The organism is Achromobacter kerstersii (assembly GCF_902859595.1).
Classification (GTDB): domain Bacteria; phylum Pseudomonadota; class Gammaproteobacteria; order Burkholderiales; family Burkholderiaceae_B; genus Achromobacter; species Achromobacter kerstersii.
Genome location: NZ_CADIJQ010000001.1, coordinates 1,633,980 through 1,650,582 on the forward strand (window position 1 = coordinate 1,633,980; position 16,603 = coordinate 1,650,582).

At 64.4% G+C, this 16,603-nt stretch carries 13 protein-coding genes; 5 read left to right on the forward strand and 8 right to left on the reverse strand.

Translation table 11 applies throughout. The features are described from left to right. Positions 1 to 71: 71 nt before the first annotated feature. The gene (locus HV765_RS07115; protein ID WP_175169234.1) at positions 72 to 1,403 is read right to left on the reverse strand and encodes a sulfatase family protein; all 1,332 of its coding nucleotides are present in this window, start codon (positions 1,401 to 1,403) and stop codon (positions 72 to 74) included. 107 nt (positions 1,404 to 1,510) lie between these two features. Here HV765_RS07115 and HV765_RS07120 point away from each other — a divergent pair, with 107 nt between their 5' ends. Beyond that, entirely contained in the window at positions 1,511 to 2,419 is a 909-nt protein-coding gene (locus HV765_RS07120; protein ID WP_054425277.1) for a LysR substrate-binding domain-containing protein, read from the forward strand. 113 nt (positions 2,420 to 2,532) lie between these two features. Here the strand turns inward: HV765_RS07120 and HV765_RS07125 are convergent, their stop codons facing one another. Both HV765_RS07125 and purL read right to left on the reverse strand, forming a co-directional pair. Further along, positions 2,533 to 2,931 (reverse strand): hypothetical protein, encoded by a 399-nt coding sequence (locus HV765_RS07125; protein ID WP_054425275.1) that lies wholly within the window; start codon positions 2,929 to 2,931, stop codon positions 2,533 to 2,535. Positions 2,932 to 3,186: 255 nt separating this feature from the next. Next, positions 3,187 to 7,236, reverse strand: a complete 4,050-nt coding sequence (gene purL / locus HV765_RS07130) for a phosphoribosylformylglycinamidine synthase (RefSeq protein WP_175169235.1) — start codon at positions 7,234 to 7,236, stop codon at positions 3,187 to 3,189. 373 nt (positions 7,237 to 7,609) lie between these two features. On the opposite strand from purL, the gene HV765_RS07135 reads away from it, so the two are divergent. The 3 genes from HV765_RS07135 to HV765_RS07145 are packed head-to-tail and all read left to right on the forward strand — an operon-like array spanning position 7,610 to position 10,521. Next, positions 7,610 to 8,143, forward strand: coding sequence for a TRAP transporter small permease (locus tag HV765_RS07135; protein WP_054425273.1), 534 nt, complete (start codon positions 7,610 to 7,612; stop codon positions 8,141 to 8,143). Next, positions 8,140 to 9,438, forward strand: a complete 1,299-nt coding sequence (locus tag HV765_RS07140; protein WP_054425271.1) for a TRAP transporter large permease — start codon at positions 8,140 to 8,142, stop codon at positions 9,436 to 9,438. The genes HV765_RS07135 and HV765_RS07140 overlap by 4 nt, the downstream gene beginning before the upstream one ends. A 54-nt stretch (positions 9,439 to 9,492) precedes the next feature. After that, positions 9,493 to 10,521 carry a DctP family TRAP transporter solute-binding subunit gene (locus HV765_RS07145; RefSeq protein ID WP_054425269.1) on the forward strand — a complete coding sequence of 343 codons (1,029 nt, stop codon included), beginning with the start codon at positions 9,493 to 9,495 and terminating at the stop codon, positions 10,519 to 10,521. 191 nt (positions 10,522 to 10,712) lie between these two features. Here HV765_RS07145 and greB read toward each other — a convergent pair whose 3' ends face one another. The 3 genes from greB to HV765_RS07160 all read right to left on the reverse strand — a co-directional run bounded on the left by greB (position 10,713) and on the right by HV765_RS07160 (position 13,274). Next, on the reverse strand, positions 10,713 to 11,264 hold the full coding sequence (gene greB, locus HV765_RS07150; protein ID WP_054425267.1) for a transcription elongation factor GreB: 552 nt from the start codon (positions 11,262 to 11,264) through the stop codon (positions 10,713 to 10,715). A gap of 67 nt (positions 11,265 to 11,331) precedes the next feature. Continuing rightward, on the reverse strand, positions 11,332 to 12,177 hold the full coding sequence (locus HV765_RS07155; protein WP_054425266.1) for a 3',5'-nucleoside bisphosphate phosphatase: 846 nt from the start codon (positions 12,175 to 12,177) through the stop codon (positions 11,332 to 11,334). Between the two features lie 161 nt (positions 12,178 to 12,338). Continuing rightward, positions 12,339 to 13,274: an alpha/beta fold hydrolase gene (locus tag HV765_RS07160; protein ID WP_175169236.1), complete on the reverse strand. Its 936-nt coding sequence runs from the start codon at positions 13,272 to 13,274 to the stop codon at positions 12,339 to 12,341. Between the two features lie 322 nt (positions 13,275 to 13,596). On the opposite strand from HV765_RS07160, the gene cfa reads away from it, so the two are divergent. Then, complete coding sequence (cfa, locus tag HV765_RS07165) at positions 13,597 to 14,787, forward strand: cyclopropane fatty acyl phospholipid synthase (protein WP_156336737.1); 1,191 nt, start codon at positions 13,597 to 13,599, stop codon at positions 14,785 to 14,787. 5 nt (positions 14,788 to 14,792) lie between these two features. Here cfa and HV765_RS07170 read toward each other — a convergent pair whose 3' ends face one another. Together HV765_RS07170 and HV765_RS07175 are read right to left on the reverse strand one after the other, a co-directional pair. After that, entirely contained in the window at positions 14,793 to 16,412 is a 1,620-nt protein-coding gene (locus HV765_RS07170) for a GMC family oxidoreductase (RefSeq protein ID WP_175169237.1), read from the reverse strand. Between the two features lie 33 nt (positions 16,413 to 16,445). Beyond that, positions 16,446 to 16,592, reverse strand: a complete 147-nt coding sequence (locus HV765_RS07175) for a hypothetical protein (protein ID WP_175169238.1) — start codon at positions 16,590 to 16,592, stop codon at positions 16,446 to 16,448. Positions 16,593 to 16,603 lie beyond the last annotated feature (11 nt).

The window sequence follows — 16,603 nt, forward strand, 5'->3', positions numbered from 1 at the left end:
CCCTGACAGCCTCTGACCACCTCTGACCGCCTCTGTCCGCCCCTGACAGCCCCTGACCGCCCTTTGCCCAGTCAGCGCAGCGGCATGTGGCGCTGCGTATACCCCAGCCCGGTGGCGGCGTCGTGCGGAATCACGGGCATCGCCGCATTCCATTGCAGCCAGTCGCGCCGCATGTCCGCCAGCCTGCCGGGATCATGCGTGGCCTGATTGGCGCGTTCGCGCTCATCGCGCGACAAGTCGAACAAGTACGAGTAGCCATCCACCTGCAAATACTTCCAGTCGCCCTGCCGGCTGGCGCGCTGGCCGCGGTGCTTGGTGCGCCAATACAGCTTGCGTTCGAACTCCGGCTTGCCATGCAACACGCCCAACATCGACACGCCGTCCAGCGGAAAGTCCTCGTGCGGCGCCACGCCCGCCGCGTCCAGCACGGTGGCGGTCCAATCCATGGTCATGCACTGTTGACGGCTGATGCGGCCGGGCGCGATCACGGCGGGCCAGTGCGCAATCCACGGCACGCGGATGCCGCCTTCGGTCAGGTCCATCTTGCCGCCCATCAAGGGCCAGCTATCGGCAAAGCGGTCGCCGCCGTTGCCGCTAGTGAAGATAATCAGAGTGTTATCCAGCAGCCCGTTGCGCGCCAGCGCCTGGCGCACGCGTCCCACGCCTTCATCCATGTGATGAATCATGCTGCGATAGGTATGCACGCTGCCGCCATTCAAGTCGAGCAGATTGGGCGCCACCTGATAGGCGCGCGCTTCATCGCCGCGCGCTTCCCACGGCGATTGCGGCGCCGTGTAGTGCAGGCTAAGAAAGAGCGGCGTGCGCGCTTGGGCCGCGTGGTCGATGGTTTGCACCGCGCGCTCGGTCAGCAGATCGGTCAGGTAGCCGGTGGCATTGGCCGCACGCAGGTTCTGCCACAAGTCGTACTGGCCATGCTGGTCGCGATGGCTGAAGTAGTCCACGTTGCCAGACAGCGATCCGTAGAAGTCTTGATACCCCGATCGCAACGGGCCGAAATGTGGCGGGTAACCCAAGTGCCATTTTCCGACCAGCGACGTCGCGTAGCCCGCCGCGCGCAACAACGACGCCAGCGTAGGATGCGCCGGCGGCAGGCCCAACATGTCACTGCCGCGTGCGCTGCCGTTCAAGGGTTCTTCGGCCGCGCCACGCAGCCGGTATTGGTAGCGCCCCGTCATCAATGCAAAGCGCGTGGGCGATCCCACGGGCGCATTGGCATAGCCCTGCGTGAAGCGAATGCCGCTTGCAGCCAAGGCATCCAGTTCAGGCGACACATCGCCAAAATCCGCGGGCCGGCCGCCATAGCAACCCAGGTCTGCGGAGCCTAAATCGTCCGCCACGATGAAGACTACGTTTGGCCGTTCCGCCACGTTCTCAGTGCGCATGCTTGCCTCCTTCGTGTGAATGAACTACGGTCACTGAGCACTCTAGATGCGAGCAAGCGGGGACGCTAATAGCAAGATCGACCGAGTAATAACGGGGAGGCATCAACATGAAGTTGCAGCAAGTGTTCGACTTTCTGGCGGTCACGCAACATGGCAGCGTGCACGCGGCAGCCCGCGCGACCGGGCAAACTCAACCGGCAATGACCAAATCCCTGCGACGGCTGGAACGCACACTGGGATTACCGTTGTTCGACAGGCACGCCAAAGGCATGCGGCCCAACGACTACGGCAAACGTTTTCTTCCTCATGCGCAGCATTTGGTTCACGAGACCAAACGCGCGCGCGACACCATGTCGCAAATGCGCGGCGAGCGCATGGGCACGGTGCAATATGGCATCTCGGCGGCGGCATCGGTGTTGCTGGCGCCGTCCGCCATTCAGCGCTTTCGGCAGGTCTACCCCGAAGTGGAGCTCAGTTGCCGCAGCGGGCTTTACCACACGCTGACGCCGTTGCTGCGCGACGGCCAACTCGACTTCGCCATCTGCCCCGTGAATGCAGAGAATGCGGACTCACAGTTGAAGGTGCGCTCGCTGATCGACAGTCCGCTGGTGGTGGCGGCGCGCCGCGATCACCCTTTGCGGCAAGCGCGCACGATGTATGAATTGCAAGACGTGGTGTTCACCGTTGCAGGGCCGCCCGGCCAGCCAGGTGCAGCGGTCTACAAGGTATTTGACGACGCCGGGCTCGGCGCGCCGCGCGTGGACATGTACACGGATGGCCTGATCGACGCGGCAGCGTTGGTGGCCAACAGTGATCGCATGGCGCTGTTGCCCACCGCGCTGATCACAACCGGCATGCTGCGCGAACAGCTTGAAATTGTGCCCGTGTCCGAACCCTTGCCCAGCTATGCCATCGGCTTGTTCCAACGCAGCGCACATCCGCTGACGCCGGCCGCCGAAGAACTGGCGACGCAGTTCGAGCGCGAAGCCACGTACTTTCGCAACGGCGCCTCATAACCGCAAGGCCTAGCGCGTTTTTCGCTTGCTCTCGCGTGACAATGCCTGCCGCTTCGGCAGGCATTGTTGCTTCTGGCTTGTTGCTTCTGGCTTGTTGCTTCAGGCAAGTTGCCTCAGGCCGCAGAATGGCGAGCCGCCCGGCAGGTCCAGGCCAACGCCGCTGCCCACACCGCCTGCAACGCTGCCCACGCATAAAACACCGGCGCCAGCACCACCGACATCGCAATGCTGAACCACAGCCAGGCGAACACGCCCCATGCCCAGCGGATACGGTGCGCGGGCGAGCGCCGCAGCAACATCCACGCAGCCGCGGCAGCAAATGCGCCGGGCGACAACGCCATGTGCAACATGCCTCGGGCAAGCGCCACGCCGTGGCTATCGCCAGCAGCAATAAACCCGCCTTGGATTTTTCCGAAAGAGAGTGCCATCACGGCCACATAAAACGCGTAGATCAGTGGAACCAGGATAAGCAAAACGGTTCCGATGACATCGTGCAGCTTATTCAGCTTCATGACGATTCCCCCTATGAATGCAGGATTCCGCCAATGCGGGCTGCCCTCATCCTACTTGCGGAACCGGCGCGTGGCCAATCGAGGCCCGCTCAATAGGAGCATGATCAATCGGAGCATGGCCAATCGTGGCGCGGCCTCTCGTGGCCCGGCCCATCCGGGCGCGCAAAAAAAAGAACGGGCGCAAGGCCCGTTCTTTATGCTCCCCGCTCACCGCGCAAGCGGCAACCAGAACGCAAGCGTGTTATCGCTGTAGCTTTACTTCAACCAGGCGCGCGCGTTGCGGAAGATGCGCATCCACGGGCTGTACGCGCCACCCGTGTCGGCATTGCCCCACGTCTCGGGCGCCCACGACATCATGACGTTGCGGGTCACGCGTTCCGGGTGCGGCATCATGACCGTGAAGCGGCCATCGGCGGTGGTGACGGACGTCAGGCCGCCCGGGCTGCCGTTCGGGTTGAACGGGTAGGCCTCGGTGGCTTGGCCACGGTTGTCGATGTAGCGCGCGGCGGTGAGCACGCGGCTGGCGTCGCCCTGCTGCGAGAAGTCGGCAAAGCCTTCACCGTGCGCCACGGCGACGGGAATACGAGCGCCTTCCATGCCGGCGAAGAAGATGGACGGCGACTTCGCCAATTCCACCATCGACAGACGGGCTTCGTACTTTTCCGACTGGTTGCGCGTGAAGCGCGGCCAGTGCTCGGCGCCCGGAATCATCGGGGCCAACGCAGCCATCATCTGGCAGCCGTTGCACACGCCCAGCGCGAACGTATCGGGACGCGCGAAGTACGCGGCGAACTGATCCGACAGCTTGCTGTTGAAGCGGATGGTGCGCGCCCAGCCTTCGCCTGCGCCCAGCACGTCGCCGTAGCTGAAGCCGCCCACGGCCACCAGGCCTTGCATCTGCGCCAGGTCCACGCGGCCGGCCAAGAGGTCGGTCATGTGGACGTCGATGGCTTCAAAGCCCGAGGTATCAAACGCCCAGGCCATTTCGACCTGGCTGTTGCAACCCTGCTCGCGCAGGATGGCCACGCGCGGACGCTTGCCGGTGTTGATGAAGGGCGCGGCGATGTTCTCTTGCGGGTCGAAGGACACGTTCGGGCTCATGCCCGGGTCGGTCGTATCGTTCCAGACGTCAAGTTCCGCTTGCGCGCACGCCGGGTTGTCGCGGCGCGACATGATGCGGTAAGACACTTCGCTCCAGGCGCGGCCGAGTTCAGCGCGCGGCTGGCCCCAGACCTTCTTGCCATCGCGATAGAACTCGACTTCATCGGCGCCATTCAGGCCGCCGATCACGTGCGAGTGAGCCGACAGGCCAGCGCCACGCAGCACTTGCATGACGGCGTCGCGTTGCGATGCCGGCACTTGAATGACGGCGCCCGCTTCTTCCGAGAACAGCGCCTTGAGCGTCAGTTCTTCGCGCTGCACCTTCACTTGATCCGGGCGGATCTTGTAGTCGCCCCAATCCGCCGATTGCGGATCGAACGTCAGCATGTCCAGATTCACCGAGATACCGGTGCGGCCGGCGAAGGCCATTTCGGTCAGCGTGGCGAACAGGCCGCCGTCGGAACGGTCGTGGTAGGCCAGGATGGTGCCGGCTTCGGCCAGCGTGCGGATCGTGATGAAGAACGCGCGCAGCTCTTGCGGCGCGTCGATGTCGGGCACGGTTTCGCCGACCTGGTTGTAGGTCTGCGCCAGAATCGAGCCACCCATGCGGTGACGGCCACGGCCCAGATCGATCAGGATCAGCACGCTGTCACCGGCGTCGGTGCGCAACTGCGGCGTGAGGCTGGCGCGCACGTCGGCAACGGGTGCAAACGCCGTGACCACCAGCGACACCGGCGCCACCACCTGGCGCTGTTCGCCGTCCTGTTCCCAGGACGTCTTCATGGACAGCGAATCCTTGCCCACGGGAATGGACAGGCCGGTGGCCTGGCACAGTTCGCTGACGGCGGACACGGTGTCATACAGCGCGGCGTCCTGGCCGTCGACGCCGCAAGCGGCCATCCAGTTGGCGGACAGCTTGATGTCTTCCAGGCGCGCCACGTCGGCGGCGGCCAGGTTGGTCAGCGCTTCGGCCACGGCCATGCGGCCGGACGCCGGAGCGTCGAGCATGGCGATGGGGGTGCGTTCACCCATCGACATCGCTTCGCCGCGGAAGCCTTCGTAGTCGGCCAAGGTAACCGCGCAGTCAGCCACCGGCACTTGCCACGGGCCCACCATCTGGTCACGGCTGGACAGCCCGCCCACGGTGCGGTCACCGATGGTGATCAGGAACGACTTGTTGGCGACCGTCGGGTGACGCAGCACGCGGTAAGCGGCTTCGGTCAGGTCGATGCCGGCAAGGTCCAGCGGCGCGGACACGCCAGGCAGGCGGCGCACGTCGCGCGTCATGCGCGGCGGCTTGCCCAGGATGACGTCGATCGGCACGTCCACGGGGCGCACTTCGGCGTCGCCTTGCGGGCGAATGGTGTCCAGGCCGGGCAAGCCCTCGCCGTCCACCACGCGCAGCTGGCGTTCTTCAGTGGCCACGCCCACCACCGCGTACGGGCAGCGTTCGCGGCGGGCGATGGCGTCAAAGCGTTCCAAGTCTTTCGGCAGAATCGACAGAACATAGCGTTCCTGCGATTCGTTGCTCCAGATTTCGGCGGGCGACAGGCCCGACTCTTCCAGCGGCACACGCTTCAGATCAAAGATGGCGCCACGGCCGGCGTCGTTGACCAATTCCGGGAAGGCATTGGACAAACCGCCCGCACCCACGTCGTGGATGGCGATGATGGGGTTGTTCTCGGCCTGCTGCCAGCAGCGGTCGATAACTTCCTGGGCACGGCGTTCGATTTCCGGATTGCCGCGCTGGACGGAATCAAAGTCCAGTTCGGCCGAGTTGCTGCCCATGCTGATGCTGGAGGCGGCGCCGCCGCCCATGCCGATACGGAAGCCCGGGCCGCCCAGCTGAATCAGCAGCGCGCCAGGGGGGATCACGTCTTTGTGGGTCAGGCCCGCGTCGATGCTGCCCAGGCCGCCCGCGATCATGATGGGCTTGTGATAGCCCCAGCGCGTGCCGCCAGCGGTCTGCTCGAACGAGCGGAAGTAGCCCAAGAGGTTGGGCCGGCCGAATTCGTTGTTGAACGCCGCGCCGCCGATGGGGCCGTCGATCATGATGGACAGCGGCGAGGCGATGCGCTCGGGCAGGCCGTGGTGGTCGGCTTCCCAGGGTTGCAGCGCGTCGTCGAAACGCAGGTGCGACACGGTGAAGCCGGTCAGGCCTGCCTTGGGCTTGGAGCCGCGGCCGGTTGCGCCTTCGTCGCGGATTTCGCCGCCCGCGCCCGTGGACGCGCCCGGGAACGGGGCGATGGCGGTCGGGTGGTTGTGCGTTTCCACCTTCATCAAGGTGTGCACGGTGGTGTCGCGGCGGATGTACTTGGCGCCGTCAGCGCCCTCGCCCGTGACGCCGGGCACGCCGGCCTGGAAGCGCTGCGCGGGGCCGCCTTCCATGATGGCGGCGTTGTCCGAGTACGCCACGACGGTGCCTTCCGGCTGCGCCTTGTGCGTGGCGCGGATCATGCCAAACAGCGTGTTGGGCTGCGACTGGCCGTCGATCACCCATTCGGCGTTGAAGATCTTGTGGCGGCAATGTTCGCTATTGGCTTGCGCGAACATCATCAATTCCACATCGGTGGGGTCGCGGCCCAAGTCGGTGAACGACTTGGCCAGGTATTCGATTTCGTCTTCCGACAGGGCCAGGCCCAGCGAAATATTGGCTTCGGCCAGTGCTTGGACGCCGCTGGCCTGCACGCCCACCGTGCGCATGGGCTTGCCGGCCAGCGTCTGGAAAAGCGCCTGGCCGTCGAAGCTGGCGTCAACCACGGTTTCGGTCATGCGGTCGTGCAGGCAATCGGCCGCGCGCGCCAGCATGGCGTCGTCAAACGATTTGGTGCCGAGCAGGCCGCGTTCGGGGGTGATCACGTAACGCACGCCGCGCTCGATGCGGTGCACCGACGACAGGCCACAGTTGTGGGCGATGTCGGTGGCCTTGCTGGCCCACGGGGAAATGGTGCCCAGGCGGGGAATGACCAGCAGGGACAGGCTCTTGGCCGGGGCGTCGGCCGTGCTGGGCGTGCCGTAGTCCAGCAGTTGGGTCAGGTGTTGCTGCTGTTCGGCCGTCAACGCGGCGTCGGTGCTGACGAAGTGCTCGTAACGAGCGGAGATGTCGGCCACCGGCAGGCCGGCTTCCTTCAATTGCGCCAGTAGGCGATCGCGACGAAAGGAGGACAGGACGGAGGAACCAGGCAGATGCTGAACTAGGGACACGATGCGGGCGCCGTATAAGGATGGGTGCAAAAAGTGATTTTACCTGTTTAGGGGGTTTTCCCGGAGCCGATATTCAAGAAGCGTTCAAGAACCGTTCAAGAATCTTGCCAACCCCCGGTTTTCCCTATTGTTACAAAAGAATTCCGCCGACCTTGCACCCGCATGGTGCGTAGCAATATTTCGGTAAAGCCCTGAGGGCATCGCGGTTTATTCGCCGCCCCGCGGCTCTGGCCAGGCCCCGTCTGACGCAATGCAACATGTTGTTGTCGCCCCGCACCACGGGAAAACACGAGCTATCGCGCCCTCGGGGCAACGGTAGGATGCAGCGACTCTCAATAGAAAGCGCGCCTAGCGCCCTGCCGTCGCCTCACCCATGTCCCGTTCCGAAGCCCCCGCCGAGCCTGTCGAACCGATCATCCCCGTTGAAGCAGATCCCCCCGTCCGCGTGCCGCTGGCCATCGAAGACTGGCTGGCCGTGATCCTGCTGGCGACGCTGGCGCTGATCACGTTCGCCAACGTGCTGGTGCGCTACTTCACCGACCAGTCGTTTGCGTGGACCGAAGAAATTTCGGTGTTCCTGCTGATCGTGCTGACCATGGCGGGCGGCAGCGTGGCGTTCGTGCGCAACCACCACATCCGCATCGAAATCCTGGCCGACAACGGTTCACCCCGCCGCCAGCGCATCATGGCGCTGATTTCCAACGGCTGCGTGCTGGCGTTCTTCCTGCTGCTGACCGTGCTGTCGGTGAAGCTGGTGTCCGACGAATATATCTACGAAGAAACCTCGCCCGCGATTGGCGTGCCGACCTGGTGGTATTCGATCTGGCTGCCCGTGATGGCCGCGGCGATTTCGCTGCGCACCATCGGCACGATCCGCCGCATCGCCCGGGGCGCCGACACGAAATGATCGCCACCCTCTTGTTCGTTGTCTTCATCGTGCTGATGCTGATCGGCGTGCCGGTTGGCGTGGCGCTGGGTATTGGCGGCACGGTTGCCATCGTGCTGTCCAACCTGGACACGCCCTGGTATGGCCTGTTGACCGTGCCGCAGAATTTCTACGCGGGGCTGGCCAAGTACCCGCTGCTGGCGATTCCGATGTTCGTGCTGGTGGGGTCCATCTTCGACCGCTCGGGCGTGGCCAAACGGCTGGTGGACTTTGCGATTGCCATCGTCGGCCGCGGCCCGGGCATGCTGCCGCTGGTGTCGATTGCGGTGGCCATGTTCCTGGGCGGCATCTCGGGTTCCGGCCCGGCCTGCGCGGCGGCGGTGGGCGCGGTGATGATCACGGCGATGTCGCGCGCGGGCTATCCGGGTTCGTTCTCGGCGGCGGTGGTGGCCGCAGGCGCCGCCACCGACATCCTGATCCCGCCGTCGGTGGCCTTCATCATTTACTCGGTGCTGGTGCCGGGCGCGTCCGTGCCGGCATTGTTCGCTGCGGGCATGATCCCCGGCATTCTGGCCGGTTTCGCGCTGATCATTCCGGCGGTATGGCTGTCGCGCAAATACAAGATGGGCGCGCTGGAAGCCCACCTGCCCCGCCCGCCCTTCTGGGCCAGCCTGCGCGAAGCGTCGTGGGGGCTGGCGGCGCCTGTGCTGATTCTGGGCGGCATGCGCATGGGCTGGTTCACGCCCACCGAAGCTGCCGTCGTCGCCGTGTTCTACGGCTTGTTCGTGGGCGGTTTCATTCACCGCACCATCAAGTTCCGAGACTTGTACAAGATTTTGCGCGAAGCCGCCGAGCTGTCCGCCGTGATCATGCTGGTGGTGACGCTGGCCGGCATCTTCGCGTGGGCGCTGTCCACGCTGAGCGTGATTGACCCGATCACGAACGCCATCGTCAATTCCGGCCTGGGCGAATGGGGCGTGCTGTCGCTGCTGATTCTGCTGCTGATGACGGTCGGCATGTTCCTGGACGGCATTTCGATCTTCCTGATTTTCGTGCCGCTGCTGATGCCGATTGCCAACGCCTACGGCTGGGACCCGGTGTGGTTCGGCGTGATCCTGACCTTGAAGGTGGCGCTTGGCCAATTCACCCCGCCGCTGGCCGTGAACCTGATGGTGTCGTGCCGCATTGCGCGCGTGCCGATGGAGTCCACGGTGCGCTGGGTGGTGTGGCTGCTGGGCGCGATGTTCCTGGTGCTGGTGGCGGTGCTGGTGTTCCCGCAGCTGGCGCTGTGGTTGCCGAAAAAGCTGGGCTATTGAAGTGCAGGTTCTCAACACAACAACAGACACACTCGCAAAGAGAGGAGACATCGCATGAACTTCCGCAACCTGATCGGCGCCGCGTTGTGCGCGGCGGCTGCCGTCGGCATGACGCCGGTGCACGCGCAAAACTACAAGCCCGAATACAAGCTGTCGATCGTCGTGGGCACCACCTTCCCGTGGGGCCAGGGCGCCGAAATCTGGTCCAAGCTGGTGCGCGAACGCACCGATGGCCGCATCAACATCAAGGTCTATCCGGGCACGTCGCTGGTGCAAGGTGACCAGACGCGCGAATTCACCGCCATCCGCCAAGGCGTGATCGACATGGCCGTGGGCTCAACCATCAACTGGTCGCCGCAGGTCAAGCAGTTGAACCTGTTCTCGCTGCCCTTCCTGATGCCCGACTACGCCGCCATCGACGCGCTGGTGCAAGGCGATGTGGGGAAAGAGATGTTCAAGCTGATCGAAAAGGCGGGCGTCGTGCCGCTGGCATGGGGCGAAAACGGCTACCGCCAGGTCAGCAATTCCAAGCGCGAAATCAAGAAGCCCGAAGACATGAAGGGCATGAAGCTGCGCGTGGTGGGTTCGCCGCTGTACATCGACACGTTCACCGCGCTGGGCGCCAACCCCACGCAGATGAGCTGGGCCGATGCGCAGCCGGCATTGGCCAGCGGCGCGGTTGACGGCCAGGAAAACCCCCTGTCCATCTACACCGGTTCCAAGCTGTACACCGTGGGCCAGAAGTATCTGACCCTGTGGAACTACGTGGCCGACCCGCTGATCTTCGTGGTGAACCGCGAAGTGTGGAATTCGTGGTCGGAAAAAGATCGCGACATCGTGCGCCAGGCCGCGCTTGACGCCGGTAAGCAGCAGATCGTGATCGCGCGCAAGGGCGTCACGCCGGAAGACCCGTCGCTGCTGAAGGAAATTGAAGGCCACGGCGTGACGGTCACGTCCTTGTCGCCGGCCGAGCACGACGCGTTCGCCAAGGTGACGCAGCCCGTTTACGACAAGTGGAAGAAGCAGATCGGCGAAGACCTGGTCAACATGGCCGAGAAGTCCATCGCCGCACGCAAGAAGTGAGCCGCACCGTACCGACTTAGCAGCAAGCCCCAGGGGAACGGCGGCGCAAGCCGCCACACCGAGGCAGGGACGTCAGATCCCTCCCAACCAAACAGGCGCCAGCCACAAGCTGGCGCCTGTTTCCTTTTCAGGGGTGATTCGCCGATAGGATGCGATCGCGGGATCGGGTCATCGGTCTCAATGGGCGTCCATTACGCCGGATAGCTGACTTCCAGAATATCCAGCTCTTCAATGCCGCCCGGCGTGCGCAGCACCACCGTATCGCCTTCCTTCGCCTTGATCAGCGCGCGCGCCACGGGGGAAATCCAGCTGATTTTCCCGGCCAAGGGTTCGGCTTCGTCCACGCCCACGATGGTGACTTTGTGGTCTTCGCCGGCCTTGTCCGAATACAGCACGGTGGCACCGAAGAACACTTGGTCGCGGTTGGGCTGGATGGCCGGGTCCACGACTTCGGCGATGTCCAGGCGCTTGGTCAAAAAGCGCATGCGGCGGTCGATTTCGCGCAGGCGCTTTTTACCGTACAGATAGTCGCCGTTTTCAGAGCGGTCGCCGTTGGAGGCGGCCCAGGACACCACTTGCACCACCGACGGGCGCTCGACGTTCATCAGATGCGTGAGCTCGGCGCGCAGGCGTTCGTAGCCTTCGGGCGTCATGTAGTTTTTGGTGCCTGCCGGCAGCGCTTGGGTTTGCGGCAGATCATCGTCGTCGTCGTTGTCCGACTCTTTCACAAAGGCTTTGTTCATAGCGGCTGCGCCGCAATGGCGCGATCCCAGTCAATGGCTTGCAGGATGGGCGGCGGCGCCGCCCGCGTCAGAACCAGTCGTGCCAGACTGGTTTCAAGTCGGACGGCAGCGAGGGCAGACGGCCCAGGTCGATCCGGCTTTCCTTGGGACTGTGAAAGTCCGAACCGCGCGAGGCCAGAAAGCCGTAGCGGCGTGCAACGTCGGCGTATTGGCGGGCTTCTTCGACGGTGTGGCTGCCCGTCGTGACTTCGATGCCTTCGCCGCCCAGTTGCAGGAATTCGTCGAACAGCGCGGCGAATTGCAAAGGGGTGTATTTGTAGCGGCCCGGGTGGGCGATGACGGCGCGGCCGCCCGCGCCACGAATCCAGCCCACCGCTTCGGCCAAGGTGGCCCATTGCATGGGCACATGGCCGGGGCGGTCGTCGCCCAGGTGCTTGGTGAATACGGTTTGCACGTCGGGGCAGTAGCCGGCTTCAACCAGATAGCGCGCAAAGTGCGTGCGGCTGATCAGTTCGGGGTTGCCGGCAAAAGGCAGCGCGCCTTCGTAGGCGCCGGGCATGCCCATTTCAGCCAGCCGGTCGCCGATGCGCTTGGCGCGTTCGGCGCGGCCCGAGCGCGTCTGGCGCAGCCCTTCCACCAGCGCGGTGTTGTTCGGGTCAAAGCGCAGGCCCACGATGTGCACCGTCAGCCCTGCCCACGTCACCGAGATTTCCACGCCCGTGGCAAAGCGCATGCCTAGGTCTTCGGCCGCACGCGCGGCTTCGGCCAGGCCGCCCACTTCGTCGTGATCCGTCAGCGCCCAGACGTCCACGCCATTGCCGTGCGCGCGCTGCGCCACGTCGCGGGGCGCAAGCGCGCCGTCCGAAACGGTGGAATGGCAATGGAGGTCGATGTTCAAGGTGCGCGATGTCATCGGGCTATTGTAGAGAAGGCCCGGCGCGGTGGATAGCGCCGGGCTGTCCCCATAATCGCGGGGCGGACGGTTCGGCCTGGTCTGGTTAGGTCAGGTCCGGGCAACAAACTCAGGTCAGCAGCTCAGCCGAGCAATTCAGCCGAGCAATTCAGCCGACCCATTCAGCCCAGCAAAAACGCCGCCACCGGCTCCACCTGCGCGTCAGCGATCAGCGTGGGGGCATGGCCCACGCCCGGCACTTCCATGGCTTGGGCGCGCGGATTGCGTTTCAGCATCTCGTCAACCGTGGTGCGCGTCAGCAAGTCAGACTTTTCGCCGCGCACGATCAGCACCGGGCAAGGCGTCGCATCATAGGACCGCCACAGAATCTGTTCGCCTGCCGCCAGTTCGTCAGGGGTTTGCGCGGCCAGCGCCTGGGCCAGCGCCAGATCATAGTGCTTGACCCACTTACCGCCGTTTTCCGGGTACAGGTACTGCGCCAAGTCTGCCCATTGCGCGTCGGTATGCGGCCCAAAGGTCTCGGAATTGGCGCGCATGGTGGCCACCGCTTCCTCAAACGTGGCGAATTCGCCCGGCTCGCCCACGTACTGGCCAATGCGCGACAAGGCGCCCGTTTCCAGGCGCGGGCCGACATCGTTCAGCACCAGCTTGTCCAATTGAATGCCCTGGCCGGGCGGCAGCATGCCCGCGTGCGGGCGCATGGCCTGCATCGCGGTTGCGAAGACGGACGCGCCCGACAGCGCCAGCCCGATCAGCCCGCCCATCGAGGTGCCCACCCATGCCAGCCGGCCGGGCTGCAACCGCGCAATCAACGTGACCATGTCGGACACGTACTGCGGCACCGTGTAGAACGCCGGGTTGACGAGCCAATCCGACCGGCCGCGCCCCACCACATCGGGGCAAACCACCCGGTACTGGCCGGCCAGCCGGCGGGCCAGCACATCGAAATCACGGCCGCTGCGGGTCAGGCCATGCACGCAAAGCAGCACCCGGTCGTTGGCGGGGTCGCCCCATTCCCAGTAGGCCATCCGGTGCAAACCGGCCGGGCTGGCGCAAGTGACGAAGTCCAATCGGGGCTGCTGGGTAGCGTCCACCATCTACACACTCCACAAACCGGCGCGCGCCAGGACGGCGGCACAACAGGGCGGACTAGTGTAATCGCGCTACTCGAACATGCACATGAATGGGGCGCGGCAGCCACGACGATGTCGGCCACGCGCCGCACCCCTTCCCCGTGCTGGACACTGCGCCCGCGCCTCGCTACGATCTCCCCATTCTCTTCGGCGCCCCCGGCAGGAAATTGCATTTTTCTATCGCGCCGATCCATTCATTAAATTGGAATCGGCCGCCGCTTAGGGCGAGAGTTATGAGCTTCAGGCATTGCCAGATCAGTCATCCCAAAATTGATATGGAGTCCGTATGCAGCAAAGCAGTCCTGCCTCTCCGCTGACCACCCCCGACCATTCCCCCCCCGCGGTCAGCCCCCCTCCCCCCGAACCTCCCAAAGTGCTCCAGGATGTGCTGTCGCGCGCCGACGTGCAGATCAATGGCTCGCGCCCGTGGGACATCCAGGTGCATGACAAGCACATGTACGAACGCGTGTTCGCCAGCTGGTCGCTGGGGCTGGGCGAATCGTATATGGATGGGGAATGGGATTGCGAGCGGCTGGACGAGTTGTTCACGCGGCTGCTGCGCGCCGACATGGGTTCCGCCGCGCTGGGCGTGGCGCGCATCAAGCTGATTGCCGAACACCTGCGCCACAAGCTCTTCAATTTGCAATCCAAGGGCCGCGCCTTTGAAGTGGGCGAACAGCATTACGACGCGGGCAACGACGTGTTCGAAGCCATGCTCGACAGCCGCATGATCTATTCCTGCGCCTACTGGGAAAACGCCAAGACGCTGGAAGAGGCGCAACTGGCCAAGCTGGACATGATCTGCCGCAAGCTGCAATTGAAACCCGGCGAAACGCTGCTGGATATCGGCTGCGGCTGGGGCGGGCTAGCCAAGTTCGCCGCCGAAAACTATGGCGCCACGGTCACGGGCGTGACGGTATCGAAAGAGCAATTGGCGCTGGCGCAGGAACGGGTCAAAGGCCTGCCCGTGACGCTGCTGCTGCAAGACTACCGCGACCTGCAAGGCAGCTTCGACAAGGTCGTGTCCGTGGGCATGTTCGAACACGTCGGCCCCAAAAACTACGACACCTACTTCAGCAACGTGCAGCGCCTGATGTCGACAGACGGCGTGTTCCTGCTGCACACCATCGGCATCGCGGCCACCAGCCAAAGCACCGACCCGTGGATCGACCGCTACGTGTTCCCGAACGGCAAGCTGCCGTCCGCGCGTGAAATCGCCACCGCCGTTGAACACCGCTTCATCATCGAAGACTGGCACAACTTCGGCGCTGACTACGACCGCACGCTGATGGCCTGGTGGGACAACTTCGAACGCGCCTGGCCCACGCTTCAAGCGCGTTATGGCGTGCGCTTTTACCGCATGTGGAAATACTATCTGATGTGTTGCGCGGGCTTCTTCCGGTCGCGCGAGGGTCAGCTCTGGCAAGTGATGCTGACCCACCCGCAACGTCAGGACACGTACCGCTCGTTGCGCTGAACGCGTCAGGCCGGCATTGCATCCTGGCGGATCATGTCGGCCGCGCGCTCCGCAATCATGATGGTGGGTGAATTCGTATTGCCGGACGTGATCAGTGGCATCACCGACGCGTCCGCAATACGCAGGCCTTCCAGCCCGAACACCCGCAAGCGCGAATCCACCACCGCACCGCTGTCGGCGCTCTTGCCCATCGCGCACGTGCCTACCGGGTGGAAGATGGTCGTGCCGATCTTGCCAGCGGCTTCGCGCAGCTGCGCATCCGTTTGATAGTCCGGCCCCGGCAGCCATTCCTGCGGCTGATAGCGCTGCAACGCAGGCGCAGCGGTAATGCGGCGCACCAGCTTTATGGAATCGGCCGCCACTTGAATGTCGGCTTCCGTGCTCAGGTAATTCGCCGCGATGACGGGCGCACTGGCCTCGCCCGCCTGCACCGGCCCCTGCGCATGCACGCTGCCGCGCGAGGTCGGCCGCAGGTTGCAGACGCTGGCCGTGAACGCATCGAAGCCATGCAGCGGTTCACCAAACGCGCCCAGCGACAGCGGCTGCACATGGAATTCCACGTTGGCGCGCGCTTGCCCCGGGTCCGACTTCGCAAACGCCCCCAGCTGCGACGGCGCCATGCTCATCGGCCCGCTGCGCTTCATCAGGTATTCCAGGCCGATGCCCGCCTTGCCCCACCACGACGCTGTGATGCGGTTCAGCGTCTTCACGCCATTGACCTTGATGATGACGCGCAGTTGCAGATGGTCTTGCAGGTTTTCGCCCACGCCAGGCAAGGCATGGCGCAGCGCGATACCGCTTTCGCGCAGCCGCGCGGGTTCGCCGATGCCCGACAGTTCCAGCAGATGCGGCGTGTTCACCGCCCCCGCCGCCAGCACCACTTCGCGCCGCGCGCGCACGGTCAGGCTTTTGCCATCGCGCCGCAACTGCACGCCCACGCAGCGCTTGCCTTCCAGCATCAGCTGTTCCACATGCGCGCCCGTCATCACATGCAGGTTCGGGCGCTTTTGTACGGGGCGCAGAAACGCCTTCGACGTGTTCCAACGCCAGCCGCGCCGCTGGTTCACTTCGAAGTAACCGCTGCCGAAGTTGTCGCCCCGGTTGAAGTCCTGCACGCGCGGAATGCCTTCCTGTTCGGCCGCGCTGGCAAAGGCTTCCAGGATGTCCCAGCGCAAGCGCTGCGCTTCCACCCGCCATTCGCCGCCCGCCCCATGGAATTCGTCGGCGCCACGGTGATAGTCCTCGCTGCGCTTGAACACCGGCAGCACCTGGTCCCAGCTCCAGGCGGGGTCGCCGGACAGCGCCGCCCAGTCTTCATAGTCTTCACGCTGGCCGCGCATGTAGATCATGCCGTTGATGGACGAGCAGCCGCCCAGCACGCGGCCGCGCGGATAGATCAGTGAACGCCCGCCCAGCCCCGGTTCCTTCACCGTGCGGTACATCCAGTCGGTGCGCGGGTTGCCAATGCAGTACAGATAGCCCACCGGAATGTGAATCCAGTGGTAGTTGTCGCGCCCGCCCGCTTCCAGCAGCAGCACCCGCGTGTTCGGGTCCTGGCTCAGCCGATTGGCCAGCACGCAGCCGGCCGAGCCTGCGCCGACGATGATGATGTCGTATGTCTCCATAAGCTCTTCTTATCTGGTTTTATCCGGCGCCCCCTAATCGAAGGCAGCCGTCACGATGAGCCGACCCGGCTGCGTCGCGTGCGCGCGCGCCGGGCATCTGGCAAGACTCTGGCGCAGCGGCTCGCAACTGTCCAATGAAATGTTGAAAACCGGTTTATAAGCATCTTTAATAATGCTCATCCCCCGATTCC

What these genes read in the sequence shown, in the direction of transcription:
- HV765_RS07170 (WP_175169237.1), bottom strand. Translation starts at nt 16,412, where the DNA reads ATGGAGACATACGACATCATCATCGTCGGCGCAGGCTCGGCCGGCTGC.
- HV765_RS07125 (WP_054425275.1), bottom strand. Translation starts at nt 2,931, where the DNA reads ATGAAGCTGAATAAGCTGCACGATGTCATCGGAACCGTTTTGCTTATC.
- cfa (WP_156336737.1), top strand. Translation starts at nt 13,597, where the DNA reads ATGCAGCAAAGCAGTCCTGCCTCTCCGCTGACCACCCCCGACCATTCC.
- HV765_RS07175 (WP_175169238.1), bottom strand. Translation starts at nt 16,592, where the DNA reads ATGAGCATTATTAAAGATGCTTATAAACCGGTTTTCAACATTTCATTG.
- HV765_RS07145 (WP_054425269.1), top strand. Translation starts at nt 9,493, where the DNA reads ATGAACTTCCGCAACCTGATCGGCGCCGCGTTGTGCGCGGCGGCTGCC.
- HV765_RS07120 (WP_054425277.1), top strand. Translation starts at nt 1,511, where the DNA reads ATGAAGTTGCAGCAAGTGTTCGACTTTCTGGCGGTCACGCAACATGGC.
- HV765_RS07155 (WP_054425266.1), bottom strand. Translation starts at nt 12,177, where the DNA reads ATGACATCGCGCACCTTGAACATCGACCTCCATTGCCATTCCACCGTT.
- HV765_RS07135 (WP_054425273.1), top strand. Translation starts at nt 7,610, where the DNA reads ATGTCCCGTTCCGAAGCCCCCGCCGAGCCTGTCGAACCGATCATCCCC.
- HV765_RS07115 (WP_175169234.1), bottom strand. Translation starts at nt 1,403, where the DNA reads ATGCGCACTGAGAACGTGGCGGAACGGCCAAACGTAGTCTTCATCGTG.
- HV765_RS07160 (WP_175169236.1), bottom strand. Translation starts at nt 13,274, where the DNA reads ATGGTGGACGCTACCCAGCAGCCCCGATTGGACTTCGTCACTTGCGCC.
- greB (WP_054425267.1), bottom strand. Translation starts at nt 11,264, where the DNA reads ATGAACAAAGCCTTTGTGAAAGAGTCGGACAACGACGACGACGATGAT.
- HV765_RS07140 (WP_054425271.1), top strand. Translation starts at nt 8,140, where the DNA reads ATGATCGCCACCCTCTTGTTCGTTGTCTTCATCGTGCTGATGCTGATC.